The 15,882-nt window shown below is 68.6% G+C and carries 13 protein-coding genes; 4 read left to right on the forward strand and 9 right to left on the reverse strand.

Annotated elements, in window-relative coordinates:
- Positions 1 to 240: 240 nt before the first annotated feature.
- A complete protein-coding gene (locus HZB25_14270) occupies positions 241 to 1,863 on the reverse strand; it encodes a T9SS type A sorting domain-containing protein (GenBank protein MBI5838398.1) in 1,623 nt (540 codons plus the stop codon).
- Positions 1,864 to 2,137: 274 nt separating this feature from the next.
- Here HZB25_14270 and HZB25_14275 point away from each other — a divergent pair, with 274 nt between their 5' ends.
- From HZB25_14275 to HZB25_14285, 3 genes are all read left to right on the forward strand, one after another.
- On the forward strand, positions 2,138 to 3,100 hold the full coding sequence (locus HZB25_14275) for an HNH endonuclease (GenBank protein MBI5838399.1): 963 nt from the start codon (positions 2,138 to 2,140) through the stop codon (positions 3,098 to 3,100).
- 9 nt (positions 3,101 to 3,109) lie between these two features.
- Complete coding sequence (locus HZB25_14280; GenBank protein MBI5838400.1) at positions 3,110 to 3,601, forward strand: hypothetical protein; 492 nt, start codon at positions 3,110 to 3,112, stop codon at positions 3,599 to 3,601.
- 99 nt (positions 3,602 to 3,700) lie between these two features.
- Positions 3,701 to 6,127 (forward strand): hypothetical protein, encoded by a 2,427-nt coding sequence (locus HZB25_14285; protein ID MBI5838401.1) that lies wholly within the window; start codon positions 3,701 to 3,703, stop codon positions 6,125 to 6,127.
- 1 nt (position 6,128) lies between these two features.
- Here HZB25_14285 and HZB25_14290 read toward each other — a convergent pair whose 3' ends face one another.
- The 3 genes from HZB25_14290 to HZB25_14300 form a co-directional block, all read right to left on the reverse strand.
- Entirely contained in the window at positions 6,129 to 6,470 is a 342-nt protein-coding gene (locus HZB25_14290) for a DUF86 domain-containing protein (protein ID MBI5838402.1), read from the reverse strand.
- Complete coding sequence (locus HZB25_14295; GenBank protein MBI5838403.1) at positions 6,460 to 6,768, reverse strand: nucleotidyltransferase domain-containing protein; 309 nt, start codon at positions 6,766 to 6,768, stop codon at positions 6,460 to 6,462. Before HZB25_14295 ends, HZB25_14290 begins: the two co-directional genes overlap by 11 nt.
- 212 nt (positions 6,769 to 6,980) lie before the next feature.
- Entirely contained in the window at positions 6,981 to 8,639 is a 1,659-nt protein-coding gene (locus HZB25_14300) for an ATP-binding protein (protein MBI5838404.1), read from the reverse strand.
- Positions 8,640 to 9,035: 396 nt separating this feature from the next.
- Between HZB25_14300 and HZB25_14305 the strand changes: the two genes are divergently transcribed.
- Positions 9,036 to 9,812, forward strand: a complete 777-nt coding sequence (locus HZB25_14305; protein ID MBI5838405.1) for a VOC family protein — start codon at positions 9,036 to 9,038, stop codon at positions 9,810 to 9,812.
- A 79-nt stretch (positions 9,813 to 9,891) separates the two neighbouring features.
- Here the strand turns inward: HZB25_14305 and HZB25_14310 are convergent, their stop codons facing one another.
- The 5 genes from HZB25_14310 to HZB25_14330 all read right to left on the reverse strand — a co-directional run bounded on the left by HZB25_14310 (position 9,892) and on the right by HZB25_14330 (position 15,818).
- Positions 9,892 to 11,022 (reverse strand): hypothetical protein, encoded by a 1,131-nt coding sequence (locus HZB25_14310; GenBank protein MBI5838406.1) that lies wholly within the window; start codon positions 11,020 to 11,022, stop codon positions 9,892 to 9,894.
- Positions 11,023 to 11,092: 70 nt separating this feature from the next.
- Complete coding sequence (locus tag HZB25_14315; protein ID MBI5838407.1) at positions 11,093 to 12,439, reverse strand: PQQ-binding-like beta-propeller repeat protein; 1,347 nt, start codon at positions 12,437 to 12,439, stop codon at positions 11,093 to 11,095.
- Positions 12,436 to 13,362 (reverse strand): DUF882 domain-containing protein, encoded by a 927-nt coding sequence (locus HZB25_14320; GenBank protein MBI5838408.1) that lies wholly within the window; start codon positions 13,360 to 13,362, stop codon positions 12,436 to 12,438. The genes HZB25_14315 and HZB25_14320 overlap by 4 nt, the downstream gene beginning before the upstream one ends.
- Positions 13,363 to 13,518: 156 nt before the next feature.
- On the reverse strand, positions 13,519 to 14,244 hold the full coding sequence (locus HZB25_14325) for a PRC-barrel domain-containing protein (protein ID MBI5838409.1): 726 nt from the start codon (positions 14,242 to 14,244) through the stop codon (positions 13,519 to 13,521).
- A 179-nt stretch (positions 14,245 to 14,423) separates the two neighbouring features.
- Positions 14,424 to 15,818, reverse strand: a complete 1,395-nt coding sequence (locus HZB25_14330) for an OmpA family protein (GenBank protein ID MBI5838410.1) — start codon at positions 15,816 to 15,818, stop codon at positions 14,424 to 14,426.
- Between the last annotated feature and the right edge of the window lie 64 nt (positions 15,819 to 15,882).

Raw genomic sequence — 15,882 nt, forward strand, 5'->3', positions numbered from 1 at the left:
CCCAGGGAATTCGTCCAGTCTCACGCCCTCTTCGGTGCGCAAGCCCGAGAATACCAGCACAGACGCGCCTCAGCGGCCGACTCGCACCTGACTGTGCAGTCGCGCATCTGCCGGGGTCGGTGCTCCGTGCAGACTAGGTCAGTCGCACCGACGGACCAAGGAGAAAGCAGCCAGCCGGGCTCGGGGGATCTGGCAGCTCCAGGGCCGGAGCTTCTCAGCCCCAGGCCTTCCAGTCTTCTCCTACCGCGCCAGGACGACCTTGGCATGCGCAACCTGGTCCTCCGCCTCCACCCGCACCACGTACACTCCCGATGACAACATCCGTCCCCGCATGTCCGCCCCGTTCCAGCCCCGCCTATGGCTGCCCGCGGGTTCGTACCCGTCCGCGAGGACGCGGACCAGCCGCCCCTGCGTGTCGTACACCCGGACCGAGACCCGGGCAGCCTTGGGCAGATTGAAGGCGACGGTAGTGCCGGAACGGAACGGGTTGGGGGCGCACGCGAGTTGGATGCGACGGGTGATCCTCCCGCCGGGGCCCGTGTCCACGCCGGTCACTCTCCCCATCAACTCCTCGTACGTGGCATCACTCACCGGGAAGTTCAACCCCCGGAACTCGTCGCGAAGGTCGGTTCCGAACGCAAACGACTGCGCCGCCACCATCAAAGTGGCCCGAAACGTATCCGCCTCCGCCGTGTTGTTCCACTGATCATACCGATCCCGCATCTCCCCATCGAACGCGGCCAGCAGCCACATCATCCGCTTCGCCGGCTCGCGGTAGCCCTCCCCCGCGTTCTCGGCGTGCTCGCAGAACTTGTACGCCACCGTCATGAAGGTGTCGAACGTCTCGTCGTCCGATGACCCGGGCTCGTTCCAGGACGAGAAGTTCATGCCCGTGGAGATGTAGCGCTCGTAAGCGTTCCTCACACCCTGGATGGTCTGGATGGCGTTTTGCCTGATGTCGAGCACCAGGTCGGGGCTCAGCCCGTAGGCGGCGCCCTGGTTGACCAGGTCGTAGGCGGTCGCGTGCTGGTAGATCTGGGCCATCGTCTCGGAGTAGATGGCGTTCGCGCAGCCGTCAATCTTGCCGCCGTAGTAGTAGCCGGCCGGAAAGTTCAGCGTAAGGTTGTGCCCCATCTCGTGCAGGAACGAGGACCACCCGATGCTCCCCTGGAATCCCCAGTCGCCGGCGGCAAAGCTGACGGGGCTGGTGTACCACAGCGAGTACATCCCCCCGAAGTCGGAGTCGCGGAGCACGACCTGCCGGAATCCCCCGTCCACCAGGAAGACATCCCCGTTCACCATGTCCTTCTGGATCGCCGCCGCGGCCGAGAGCACGTACTCCACGGTGGGCCTGGGCACGTCGGTGAAGAACTCGTCGCCAAAGGGCTGGAGGTCGCCGGGGATCCCGTAGCCGGGCATGCGGCTGGTAAGCTCCACGACGGTGCCGGGAATCGTCACCGCGGTCTCCTCGGGAAGCGGGACCGGGTTGATCGAGGGCGGGGCAAATCGAACCACGGTCTGGGCCGAGTCGGTGCCCCCGCCGACGTAGCTGGCCATCACGGTGCAGACGTAGGACCTGGACACATCCTCGTACGTGTGGGTCATGGGGAACCAACCGGGTTCCACCACGCCGTCCCCCCAGTTCCAGGTGAACGGGCCGGTCACCGGCCTGGTGTCGACGCCATTCAGGAGTGCATAGCCAGTCGCTTCGTTCTTCTCGACCACCATCACACTCAGCGTCGCCGGTTCCCCGAAGAGGTACCTGCTGAAGTTGAATGCCGGCTCCCCGGCGGCGGGCGGCGCCCCGCCGATCTGGGAGATCGCCAGCGCCAGCGCGGCGAGCCCTGCGATACGTCCTCTCATGACCACTGCCTCCCGGAATACGTGGCGGCCAACCCGGGCTGCTGGGTGAGACCCGTGGGGCCCGGGGCACACTCCTGGAGTGAGGATTGATCTCATGTTATCACCTCGATCGCCAGGGAACAAATGCCCGGGCGGCTCGCTGGGCACCGTCTGGATCGGCCGCCAGCGCCCCGGCAGGAGGTCTCAACCGCGCCTGTCTTGCGCGGAGGCACGGTGAATCCTAAGCTGCTTCCCGAAATCCACCTGACGACTCTCTCCCACAGGAGCTTCCAGGGTGACGGTCTCTCTCGATCCAACCGGGGTTGTGGCCCTCACGGATGACCGCTGGTTCCGCTTCCTCGGCACCAAGGCCACCGATGGGCGGCTGGACGAGGCGAACTTCTGGCGGCCGAGGGCCCAGACCGAGTTCCACGCCCTGAGCCCCGGCGGGCCGTTCTTCCTTCGCCTCAAGAGCCCCATCAACGCGATCGCCGGGTACGGCTTCTTCGCCGCGTCTGCGTTGCTGCCGCTCAACGAGGCGTGGAGAGCATTCGAGTGGCGAAACGGCGACCCCGATCTGATGAGCTTCGTGACCCGGATCGGTGAGTACCGTGGCCAGTCGGGCGAGGAGGCTCTCTTCAGCGGCCGGCCACTCCGCTGCCTCGTGCTCCGGAACCTGCGCCTGCTTCCCAAGTCAGAGTGGCTGAGCTGGGCGGAGCCGCAGAGGTGGCCGCGCAATCTTCAGGGCTACAAACCCTACTCCCTGCATGAGGAACCGGGGAGGGCCCTGGTCAGGCTCCTGCGCAACGGTCACCCGGAGGAGCTCTCCGAGGGATTTCGCCTGGCCACCGCAGATCAACGCCAGTACGTCGACACTCCCATGGTCGTCCGCGAGGGACAGGGGACGTTTCGCGTCCGCATCCTGGACGCCTACGGCAGGCGTTGCGCCGTCACCGGTGAACGATCGGAGCCGACGCTCGAGGCAGCGCACATCCAGCCCTACCTGGGGCCGGCTTCCAATCACGTGCAGAACGGGATCGCCCTGCGGGCCGACATCCACAGGCTCTTCGATGGCGGGTACGTGACCGTCACTCCCGACCTGCGGTTCCGGGTGAGCCCGCGACTCAGGCAGGAGTTCGAGAACGGGCGGGACTACTACAAGTACGACGGCGCACCACTCGCGGCCAGGCCGAGTGCCGCGACCTGCCGGCCGAGCGAAGATGCGCTTGAATGGCACAACAGGAAGGTCTTCAGGTAAGGCGGCGCCATGTTCAAGACCCCATACGAGGACTTCGTCCTCCGCCAGATCCGCGTCGTCGCCGAGATGCTGGCGCGCATCTTCCGACTGCGCACGGACGGAAAGCTGGAGCACGCCCGCGCCGAGCTGAAGCGGGCGTACGCCCTGCTCGCGGGTCCGCAGGCTCCCTTGATTCGGCAGTTGGACTCCGCAACGGCTGCCATGCTCCTGCGGCACCCCGAGAGCATCAGCACATTTGCGCATCTGCTCTGCGAAGAAGCCGCCCTGCTCGAAGACGCAACCCAGGCCGGGGCGCTCTGGCTTCGCGCCATGGAGTTGTGCCTTGAGTGCGAGGCGAAGAGCCCCGGGATCCCCGCCGTCCACGATCTGATTCGGTCCTTGGTCCCGCTCACGGATCCCACCCAGCTCGCGCCCGGCTACCGGGCCGGGTTGAATAGAGTGGTGAGCGGGGGGCCTCAGACTTCACCGGACGCACCCCCTGCGGATCGCCACGACGCCTAGACCCCTCCACGTCACACGGAAGCCCCTTCACGAGCATCCCGCCCGGTGGGATAATCACCATCAACGACCCCACCACCTCCCCGGATGGAAGGCCGCCCCATGCGCCGCGCGCTCGCCTTCATTCTCCTCGCCGCGTCCCTCGCCCTCCCGGGAGCCGCCAAGTCCGCGCACCCCACCTGGCCGCACGATTCCACGACGAACGTCGCCGTGTGCCAGGCCGAAGGCGAGCAGCTCTCCCCCGTCGCACTCCCCGACGGCTCGGGCGGTGTGTTCCTGGTCTGGACAGACGGCCGCGCCCTGCCCGGTCACGATATCTACGCCCAGCACCTCGACGCATTTGGCCGACCCCGCTGGGCCGAGGGTGGCGTCGTCGTGTGCGCCACCCCCGACGACGAGACCCATCCCCGCGCCATCACCGACGGCACCGGTGGCATCCTCGTGGCGTGGCAGGGCCAGCGCGACGGCATCGAGTGGCGTGTGCACGTGCAGTGTCTGGACTCCCTGGGCATCCGGCAGTGGCAGGCGAACGGTGTGGCCGTGTGTGCGAACGCCGGCAATCAGACGTTCCCGGTCCTCGCCTCCGACAGTGCCGGCGGCGCCATCGTGGCCTGGGGCGACGACCGCAATCACGCCTCGCGCATGTACGCTCAGCGCATCGGCCCGGGCGGAAACCTGCTGTGGAGCTCCAGCGGCCTGCCGGTGTGCGAGACGCCCGGCACGCAGATCAACGCCGCGGTGGCTCCCGACGGCGCGGGTGGCGCCATCGTGGCCTGGCAGGACGGCCGCGTGATTCCGACATCGACCGTCTACGCGCAGCGCCTCGGCCCCACCGGCGCGCGGCGCTGGGCAGCCTCCGGCGTGCCCGCGTGCGCCACTCCCGGCACGGCCTACGGCGCAGTGCTCGCCCCCGACGGCCGCGGCGGCGCGATCGTCACCTGGCCCGATTACCGCACGGGCACGTACTTCGACATCGTCGCCCAACGCTTCGACTCGCTGGGCACGAAGCTGTGGGGGGCGGAGGGCGTTCCGATATGTGACGCGCCGCAGGACCAGTACGCGCCCGCGCTCGCCGTGGACCCCGCCGGCGGCGCCATCGTGGCGTGGCACGACTACCGCATCTACAACAGCCTGCAGATCCGGGCGCAGCGGATCAGCCACTCGGGCGCGCCGCTGTGGGCCCCCGGCGGTGAATTGCTGTGCGCGCAGGGCAACGGGCAGATGGCACAGGTCGTCTCCGACGGCGCCTCCGGCGCGGTGGTGGCGTGGCAGGACGGGCGCTCGGGAAGCTGGAACGTCTACGCCCAGCACCTGGACTCGACCGGTGTCGCCGCATGGCGCGCCGAGGGCGTGGCCGTCTCCGCCGCGTATGGCAGCCAGTGGAGCGTGAGGCTGGCCTCGGACGGAGCAGGCGGCGCCATCGCCGCGTGGCAGGACACCCGCGCCAGCGACTACTGCGACATCTACGCGCAGCGCGTGGAGCGCTCCGGCTATCTGGGCAACCCGGAGCCGTTCATCATCGCGGTCGTGGACGTGCCCGGCGACCAGGGCGGCCGCGTGCGCGTGAGCTGGGAGCCGGGTTACGTGGATACCCTGCCCGGGGGCATCGTGGATCACTACGAGGTCCGGCACCTCGTGCCGCCGACGCCCGCGTCCGTGCCACAGTCCGCGCGGCGTACGCGGGGCTCGGTAGGGCGCGGAGGCGCGGTGGTGACCGGGCGACCGGGAGCAGCCGCGGCCGCGCATGCGGGAGCGGGCCTCGCGTCAGGCCCCTGGGACCTGGTGGGCACCGTGCCCGCCACCGGCCTGGCCCAGTACGCCTTCGACGCCCCCACCGGCCGCGATTCCATTCTCGGCCCCAATCCCCGCACGCTCTTCCGCGTCCAGGCGCGCGCGAGCGCCACGGACTGGTGGGCTTCCCGCGTGGACAGCGGCTATTCCGTGGACAATCTCGCGCCCGTGGCGCCGTCCGGCCTGACCGGCATCGCCGCCGGCGGCCACGTGACGCTGCGCTGGCGCGCGAACCCCGATCCCGACGTGGCGGCCTACCGCCTCCACCGCGACGACACACCCGACTTCACCCCGTGCGCCGGCAACCTGGTGTGCTGCACGTCGGACACCGCGTTCGCCGACCGTCCCACGCGCCTCTGCGACTACAAGCTCTGCGCGGTGGATATCCACGGCAACGTGGGGCCGTACACAACTCTCGCGGAGGCCGACATCGTGGCCGTGGGGCCGGAGCCATTCGCGCCGAGCGCGCCGCTGGGCCGGCCGGTCCCGAGCCCGGCCCGCGCGCGGGCGCGAGTGAGCCTGGACCTGCCGTCCGCCGGTTCGGTGGACCTCGCGCTCTTCGACGCCAGCGGGCGCAGGGTCCGCACGCTGCACCACGGCGCAGCCGCGGCCGGCCCGCGGGAGGTCGCGTTTGAGATGCGCGATGAGTCCCGGCGCGCGCTGCCGAGCGGGGTGTACTGGCTCAGGTTGGCGATGAACGGGGAGTCCTGGGTGCGGCGGGTGGTGGTGGCGAGGTAGGTCAGTCCTTACCGAGCATTGCGGCGACTTCTGTCGTCAGTGAAGTGACCTTGGACTGCACGATATCCCACACGAGCCTGTCATCCACATCGGCATACCCGTGGATCAGGATGTTCCGGAAAGCAACGATGCGCCGGCAATCGCTGATCCTCCCCGCAGTCGCCGGATCGAGCCTGTCGAGCTGCGCGAGAGCCTCACCCACAATCTCGAACTGCCGCTCCACGGCGGCCCGGAGCATGGGGTCACCCGAGTAGTTCTCGAGACTCTTCCCGGCGGTGAACCGTGCAATCAACCCGGCCGCCTGCTGGACATCGTGCAGGTACTTCCTGCTCTCAAGCCGCATACAGGAGGGTCCTGGTCCGCTCGACCGACTGCATGAAATACGGATTCCTGATCGCGGCGTAGACCACGACATCCACCTTGCACCCGAACATCTTCTCAAGACCCTCGAGAAGGCCAAAGTACGCTTCGGCGTAGCCGCCTGGTGGATCGGGCACGAATTCGACCAGAAAGTCGAGATCGCTTTCCCCGGGTCGATAGGCTCCGGAGGCCGCAGAGCCGAACAACTCCAGCCGGCGGACCCCCTGGGCGCGACAAAGCACCTCGATGTCTGCCCTGCGTTCGGAAACGTCGCTGATCATTGGAAGCTGCTCCTGGCGTTGGGCTGCTGATCGCTCCGCCTGGTGGGGAATGCGGGCCTCGACCGGGGCCTGACATCGAGTCACGCAGGCCGATGGACTCCGCACCCGACGCAAAGAGCAAGTCTAGCATCCGCGGCCCCATGACTCCAGAGACGCCATGGTGTGTGCTCTGGCTGGCCTGATATCGCGGGGAACAGGCACGCATCACGTCGTTACGGGGAAGTTCGCCCCGACCTACTTCTCCCCGCCTTCCCCTTCCCCAGCGCCTCGCCCCATTTGGATAGAAACCTCGTCACGAACGCATGCTCCCCGGCCGGCTCCACCGCGAGCGGGGCCAGCGCCAGGGCGACGGCCAGTGCCACATGGTAGCCTTCGGATCGCGAGGCGGTTGCGCGGCTGTATGCCGGGTGCGCCTCGTTGATCCAGACCGTGGACTCCACGAGCCGTCCCAGTTCGGGGTCCCCGGGGCGCGGTTCGAACTGAATTCCGAGGCCGTACTTTGGAGCGCGTGCCGAAGGGCCCCTTCCTGATCCTGCCGGCCCATCGCCCGCGATGCCTCCTGCGAATAGCGGGCTCTCGCCCACAGGGGGGTTTTCAATCGTCCCCGATGCAGACTCTTCTGCCTCCTCCATCGCGCCTGCCTCACCACCGGCCTGTTGGGGCGACGCGGGGGATGCATCGTCCGGCGCTCCAGCGCCCGCTCCGGGGACCACGCCACGCATCTCCTCCATCTCACCCGGCACCGCATGGCCCGGCTCCATGCCACCGCTCCCCATCGGCAGGCTCCGCTGTCCGCCCTTGCGGTGCTCCACCAGGCTCGCAAGGAGCGGAAAATCCCCGGCCAGGTCCAGGAGCACGCGCTCCAGGTCCCGCTCCAGGGGCTTCACCATCCGGCGGCGCGCCGCGTCCGCCACTTCCCGTTCATCCCCCCAGGCCGCCAGCTGCCTCGCCACCGCTTCCTGGATCGCCTTGCGGTACGCAAGGTACACCGCGCCGCGGGGCCCGCTGCGTATGAAATCCGCCTTGTTCAAGGTCAGGCACGCAGCCAGCGCGGGAGCCTCGATACAGCCGCCGATACGGTCGAGTGCGGCGGGGCCGAGGCCCAGCCAGTCCCAGCCACCCTTGATGGCCTTGCCCAGCGTGCAGATCGTCAGCCCCCGCTGATCCTCCGGGAGCGGCAAGGGCTCGCGCACAAGATAACCGGCCGCCGACGGCTTGCGCTTGCGCGCCAGGCGCATCTCCATCCAAGCCCGCTCGGTGCCAGTGGCCGGAGCCGGCTGCACCTCGCGGCCGTCCACCTCGAACCGCATACCGTGGGGGTAGTGGGGCCCCAGCAGCAACTCGAAGGCCGGGTCCAGGAGCGAGCGGTAATGGCGGTGCAGCGCGCCCTCGATGTACCCGCGATCCACCAGCGGCGACAGCGCGTTGTGAAGTCTCAGTTGCACGGCGGTTCCCCGGGTCTCCACGACGCCCGGGGGCGGGATCCACTTCCACGGCGCGCGGTGGCGCGAGGCCAGGTGCCACAACGTGGCCACGTGGCTCTTGCCGCGGCGGGTCTCAGTAAGAACCTCGCGGCAGAGCAGCAGGCTCAGCTTGATGCCCACACCGGCGAATCCGATGCCGTCACCGCGGGCCTTGGTACTGGCGGCGATGTCGTGGTAACGCGACAGCTCGCGCCGCAGCATGCCGCAGCCGTTGTCAACCACGACCAGCGTTGCCTGCGAGGTGTCGGTGGCAAAGGAGATCCGCGTCGCGCCCGAGTCCAGCGAGTTGGCGACGATCTCAGAGAGGATCGTCTCCTCGAGCGAGCCGGTGTAGGCGTCGCGAAGGTCTTCGAGCAGGTGCAGGAGATCGACGCGGGTTTCACCCAAGGGTGCCTCCGGGAGTCGTGGCGGGTGACTTCGGGGTGGGGCCCGGGACCGGGCACACGCCGCACGGGCCTTTCCCGGGCAGCAGCTGATTGTAAGGTCTCATGGCGGCCAATGGAAACCCTGCCATGGGCCCCGCCGGGGCACCACGCCATTCGTAACCACTGCCCCCGGAACCGCATATCCACGGTGCCTCTCCAGCAGGCCGCGATCCAAGAGTAGCACCTGGGCGGCCGGATCACGGAGCTGATCACCCACGGCGAGCACCCGGTCCTGCCGGACCCACCGCCCGGCTGGGACAAGGCCGTTCTCTTCGCGCGCATGAACATCGGCGAAAGTGAGATCATGGGCAGCGATCAGCGGCCGCACGACCACCCGTCCAACTGAGAGGAGGCTCCCATGCCCGCAACCAAGACCCAGTCCTTCTTCTGGTACGAGTTGATGACCACCGACCGCAACGCTGCCTACGCCTTCTATCGCAAGATCGTGGGCTGGGAGGGCAAGGACTTCGGAGGGGGCGGAACGCCGTACACGGTGCTCTCCGTGGGAGCCTCCGGAATCGGCGGCATGATGGATCTCAGCCCGGAAATGTGCGGCGCGGGCCTGCGTCCGTGCTGGATGGGCTACATCAGCGTGGATGACGTGGACGCGTGCGTCGCGCGCATCGTGGCTGCCGGCGGCAAGATCCACCGGGCCCCCGCGGACATCCCCGGCGTCGGCCGCTTCGCCGTGGTGGCCGATCCGCACGGCGCGGGGTTCATGCTGCTGAAGGGCTCGAGCCCGGAGGGCTACACCCCGCCGGCGCCGGGCGCGCGGGGCACCATCGGCTGGCACGAGCTGCACGCGGGCGACGGCATCCCCGCGTTCGAGTTCTACTCGAGCCTCTTCGGCTGGACCAAGGCCGAGGACATGGACATGGGCCCGCTCGGCGTGTACCGGCTCTTCGCCGCGGGGGACGCGCCGATCGGCGGCATCATGACCAAGATGAAGGAGTCGCCCATGCCATTCTGGCTCTTCTACTTCAACGTGGACGCCATTGACGCGGCCACCGCACTGGTGAAGGAGAACGGCGGGCAGGTGATGAACGGCCCCATGGAAGTGCCCACGGGCCAGTGGATCGTGCAGTGCCTCGACCCGCAGGGCGCGATGTTCGCGCTGGTCGCGCCGGGCAGGTAAACGGAAGCGCCCCGGCCGCCACGAGGGCAGCCGGGGCGCTTCCGTTGCTGGCAGGCACATCTGCCCTATCTGCAGACAGTCATCGGAGGTAGACCACCCGCGCAATCTTCTCCTTGCCTCCTCCCGTCACCCGCACGAAATAGACCCCCGCGCCGGCGCCGGACTCCGCCGGCCGCCACGTCGCGCTCCCCGCCCCCGCGGTACCCGCCGCCAGCCCCGCCACGCGAGCCCCGCGGATGTCGAACACTTCCGCGTGGAAGGTTCCGGTTCCCGAGAACCGCACCGTCAGTTCATCCCGAAACGGCGTGGGCCCGATCTCGAATCTCGCGGCCGCCACGGGGCCGCCATCCACCGTGACCGTGGAGCCCGGCACCACCGGCCGGCCCGCGTTCACCCACGCGGTGTACACGAAGGAGGCCGTGACCACCGTGGCGGAATCAATGCGGCTGCGCGTCATGGCCTGGGTGTTGTTCCACAGCGAGCCATAGTACGTGGAGTTGTAGGAGCCCCCCGAAGCGGCCTTGGCGGTGTTGTCCGCCGCCAGGAGGCCGCTCACGGCTGCCCAGGACGACCCGATGACCGAGAACATCTCCTCCACCGAGCTGGGATAGTACGCCACCGTCATCGGCGCGGTGCCCAGGTAGGGCAGGTACGTGGACATCATGGTGCTCTCGTAGCGCGAGTGGATGCCCGAGTTCCCGCTCAGCTGGCCGTTGTAGTTCTGGGTGCAGTGCAGCGGCTGGTGGGCATCGCCCACGTAGTGGCACAGGTCGGCGATGGTGACCGCGGCCGCGCTCCACTGCTGCGCCTGGAACTGCTGCGTCAGGGTGGCCATGACGTCGCCCACGGCCCACGGCAGGACGCCGTTGGCGGTCACGGTGGACACCCCGTACTGGGCTTCCAGCGCGGCCCGGTTGTGGGTCAGCGTGCCCTGCAGGAACTCCGGGTAGGCATCAATATCTATGAAGTGCTTGGGGCTCTCGCCGGGCGTGGACGACTTCCGGGAATCCGCGTCGGTGACTTTCTGGTCCACCGTGCCGTCGTAGGCGCGCAGCCCGTCAATATAGGCCGGCAAATGCTGCGAATAGTGCTGGGCGATGTAGTGATGCGTGGCGCCGCCCCACGGCCAGGCGGTGACGGGGCAGGCGAGTGCCAGGACGAGCGAGACGGCACCCATGCAACGGCGGCGCGAAGCGGCTGGGCGGGGCACAAAGACCTCCTCCAAGGTGTTGATGGATCATACCATGGACGGGTCTTCGCGGCGACGGGCCCTGAGCGCGTCAGGGTCCCGCCCTCCCCGAGTTCTGGTTGTCCCCCCGGTACTTGGGCCAGGCAGCGGTCGCCTTCAGGCCCCGACTCGCGACCCGGATGGAATAGCAGTAGCCGTCCAGGTCGCCGATGAACAGCGAGCCCCCGGCAGCCAGGGCCGGGGAGGACCACGTGATCCCCGAGTGGGTGGCCTGCATCCATCGCACCGACCCGTCGGCGGGGTTCAGCGAGTAGACACGTCCGAGTTCCTGCCCGAAGTAGATCGAACTGTCGGAGCCGATGGCCGGGGACGAGTAGATGTCGAAGTGATCCCCCGGCACGTCCGCCGGCAGGTCGTGCGGCTCGAAGATCCAGCGCACGGTGCCGTCCGACTTGAGCGCGAAGAGCGCCGAAGACGGGCTCCCGAAGTTGAGGCCGAAGTAGATCGTGCCGTCGGCGTCCACCGCCGGCGAGGACCGCAGGAATCCCTGAAAGCCCGCCGATGCGATGTCGAACTGCCACAGGATCTGCCCCGCGGAGGACACCGCATACACCAGCCCGGGCTGGGTGGTCACGTAGAGCGTGCCGTCCGCACCGATCCCCGGCGATGAAAAGCAGTGGTCATTCACGCCCAGCGGGCACGACCACAGGATGGAGCCGTCGTCCGGATCGAGCGCGGTGAGCGGGATGTTGTGGAACACAAAGTACACCGTGCCATCGCGCCCGATCACCGGCGAGTTGTGGCGCGCCTCGAAGGTCGGCTCGAACTGCGCCCACTTGAGGGAGCCGTCGGGCCGGAACGCGTACAGCCGGTCGCCCGCCGCGTACACCGACCCGTCCGCGCCGATTGCCGGAGCCGAGAGCCCGACCTCCGTGGTGACCCCGGTGGGGTTGATGTTGCGGGACCACAGCAGCCGCCCGTCCGACGAAAACCGGCACAGGACTTCCGCGGCCAGCGAGTCCGGCGTCGGGTTGCGGCCTTCGACCATGAAGTAGACGGAGCCGTCCGCGGCCACCGCGGGGCTGGACCTCACGATGCCGGCGCCCAGTTCATAGCGCCAGCGCACGCCGCCGGTGGCGGTGTTCAGCGCCACGAATGCGTGGTTGGACTGTGGCGTGGCGAAGTGCCACAGCGAGGTGCCGATGTAGACGGTGCGCTCGTCGGGACTGAGCGCCGGCGAGCCGTAGTAGACCGCCGGCAGTGCCCGGTACGCCGAGAGGATTCGTGTGGAGGTGTCGGGGGGGGTTTCACCGGGGCGGGGGCCGGGGCGGGGGTCACCGACGGGGCGGGATTCACGACCGCAGCCGAAGGAGTGCGCCAGCGCGAGCACGAGAACGAGCGAAAGTGCACCGGCGCGCCGCCTTCGCCCCTGCTTCACCACCGCGCCCTGCCCCCGCGCGCATCCACATGCACGAACGGCCCGTGCGCCGCGTTCGCCGGGTAGGCCGCCAGGCCGCCCGCGAGATCGGGGTGCTGGCTCTCAACTTCCTCGGCAACCGCAAACAGCAACCGCGCGTCGCGAATCGTGACCTTCCCGTCGCCGTCCAAGTCATCCATCGCGCCGTCGCCGTCCGCGTCCACGAACACGTCGGCCGCATCCCCGTACATGTGGCGGCTCTCGCTGGCGCGGCCGCCCTTGCGACCCACGCCCTGCGCGTTGTACTGCGGCGTGCGGAAACCGGACATGACGTGCAGCGTCCCGGGCAGTCCCCGGCGCTCCAGCTCGTCGCCGATGAGCTCGAGCTTGTCCAGCAGCTCCACTCGCAGCACCAGGACCTTGGGCCACACGCCCTGCTGGTCGTGGGTCAGAAAGTCGCGCAGGCGGAATCTCGTCGAGACCGGCGTGGACGCGTTTTCCGGCGTCACCGGAATGAAGCCTGTGGGCGAGAGGTAGCGCGGGTCGCGCGCGCCCAGCCCGGGCGCCGGCCAGCGCCCAACGCGGTAGGCGTCGAACCGCGGGCCGCGCATCGCCGCGAAGGACTCCAGAGTCACCACCACCAGCGCATCCCCGTTGGGCGCGGGCAGCCCCAGCAGGTGCACGCCCGGAATCTCCAGTGGTACTCCGTGGAGGAGCGGCCGCAGGACCGGATTCTGCGCCAGCGAGGCCGGCGTTCCGATCAGGGCGCGCAGCTTGCCACTGGTACCCAACACTTTCAGCAGCGGTGAATGGGCGCGGTCATCGGCCGCTTCCGGCCGGTCGGGAATCAAGGACGGCGCATGGAGGGCCGGTGTCGCCGCGGAGGCGGCGATCAGGATGAGGGGCCCGCAGGCGAGAGCGGCGAATCGGCGAACCTGGTTCAAGTGGCCTTCCTGGGGGCGCCGGCGTTCACACCACGCCGGCACGGCGTATCCAGGGAGTGTACTTACATATCCGGTGCCGCGGGGGCCAATTCGGCCCAAACACACGCAAGACGCTGCCGTGCATTGCGATGGAGTGTGAGCCGGCAGGGCGGGCGGCTAGGGATCGTAGTGGCGCCGCAGCCTGGTCTCGTACTCCAGTGCCAGCAGCGCCGCCTCGGTGTACTCCGGCAGGTTCCTTACGGTCTCACGGGCCAGCTTCAGGTAGACCGTTGATTCGCTCCAGCTGACGCGCTCGACCCAGTGCGCGTCCAGCAGGACTGTTCGTCCCGCCCAACGGTTCCCCGTATCGATGATCCAGTAGCGAATCGCCCAGGTCTCGTCGTCAATGACAACGTCCTCGACGCAGCCACTGTCTCCATTCACGGCTTGGGCCTGGTAGCCGCTCACGTCGCGCGTGCTGCCCAGGTGCATTCTCCAGGCTCTCTCACCCCGGATCGGGCTCCTCCACGGGTCGCGCTCGCGCCCGGAGTCGGGAGGCGAGCCCCACATGTGGGGGCCACCCCAGTACCGCGGGGATCCAGGATCCGGGAGGCGGGTCTCCCCGGTCGGCTGCGACATGGGCACGCCGCAGCTTGCCGAGGGACTGTTCTCGATCTGTTGTGCCGTCAGTTCGACAGCGATGTGCCTCTTCTCCGGGAACAGCGGGCCCAGCGCCCGGGGCGGTATCAGGACCTTCTTCTCCGAGCGCCATGCGCCCGTTCCCGCAACCAGGTAGCGTATCGCACACTGTTGGTCATCGAAGTAGAACTCCTTGACCCTCCCCACGTCCCCGTCCGGGCTGACCAGTGTGTAGCCCTCGAGCGCGGTGGCCTTGCTCAGCATGGCGGCACTCCTGTCGTTCGCAAGGATGCGCAGAACATCCTCGCGGCATTTCCCCGCGAATGGCGGCGGCCCGCGCCCACTGGCAGATCTCGCGAAGTCGCTTCGCGGTTGGAGACCAGCGGGCGCCCGCGGGGGGACCGGTCCTCGGTCACCCCCGGGGGGCCCGCCTGCTCTCGGCCCTACTTGGGCAGCATGTGGCGGCGCTCGCGCGCCTTGGTCAGCTCTTCGGTGTTCAGGACCTTGAACTCCACGCGGCGGTTCATGGCCATGCCTTCCACGGTCTTGTTGTCGCCCACCGGCTGGCTCTCACCGTAGCCCGCCGCCGTGTACTGCTCGCGGTTGATCTTCGGGAAGTGCTCCAGCAGGTAGGTGAGGACCGAGTGGGCCCGCTTGTTGGACAGGTCCAGGTTGTAGGCGTCCGATCCACGCGCGTCGCAATGTCCGCCGATCTCGATGCGCAGCTGCGGCCACTGCTCCAGGATCTTGCCGATCCCGCTCAGCGACTCGTACGACTGCGGCAGGATGTCCCACTTGGCGGTCGCGAAGTGAATGTCACGCGCCGTGATCTTGCCGGTGTCGAGCAGCTCTGTTTCGCGCTCGTTTACGACGATCGGGCAGCCGTCCCTGTCCACCCGTGCGCCCTGCGGAGTGTCCGGGCACTTGTCCAGCCCGTCATAAACGCCGTCCCCGTCCGAGTCTCTGGGGCAGCCCGACGCGTCCACGGTGGCGCCCCTGGGCGTGTCCGGGCACTTGTCTAGGCCGTCGTAGACACCATCCCCGTCCGAATCCAGGGGACATCCCGAAGCGTCCACGAGCACTCCGCGGGGGGTGTCCGGGCACTTGTCCTGGTCGTTCATCACGCCGTCGCCGTCCGAATCCACGGGCGGCGGCGGCGGCGGCGCGTCCACGACGATCGTGACCGGCGCCGGCGGCGGCGGCGGGGGCGCCGGCCCCTTGTGGCCCAGCGTCAACTGCAGCCCCAGGTTGTAGAACACGCTGTGGGTCTGGGATTCCCCGGGCGGGTTGGAAGCCGGCGGGGACTTGAACCGGAACATCACGTCGCGCACTTCCGCGCGCACGCCCAGGACCTTCGTGACGTTCAGCCGGGCGCCCAGCGCGGCATCGAACCCGTTGTAGTTGTACACCGTCTTGGCGGCGTCCGAGCCGGAGGTGAACTTGTAGTGGCGCCAGCCTCCCGCCACGTACGGGGTGAATTCACTCGACAGGAAGTTGTACAGCAGGTCGGCGCCGTACTGCAGGCTCTTCATCTTCACGGACGGTCCGGTGGCGGCGGCGTCCACCCAGGGGGCCGTGCCGCGCACGCTGTTCGAGGAGACCATGCCGAAGGTGCCCTCGATGCCGACGCGGCCCCGCAGGAGCGCTCCCACGGAGGCGCCGTAGATCGGCTTGCGCTCGATGTTGACGTGCTTCGACCAGGTCGTCTTGCCCACGTAGGGCATGATCGTGATTTCGACGTTCTGGGCATGGACCGGGACGGGGTCAACCATGAGCGTCGTGGCCAGGGCGGCCATTCCGAGCGCCAGGCGAACCCCGGAATATCGCATCTGTGACATCTGGGACCTCCGAGTCAAGTTTTGGGGCCGCGCGGCTCGAATGCCCGCGACCATCCGGATGACA

It is taken from the genome of Candidatus Eisenbacteria bacterium (assembly GCA_016235265.1).
Taxonomy (GTDB): Bacteria; Eisenbacteria; RBG-16-71-46; order RBG-16-71-46; family JACRLI01; genus JACRLI01.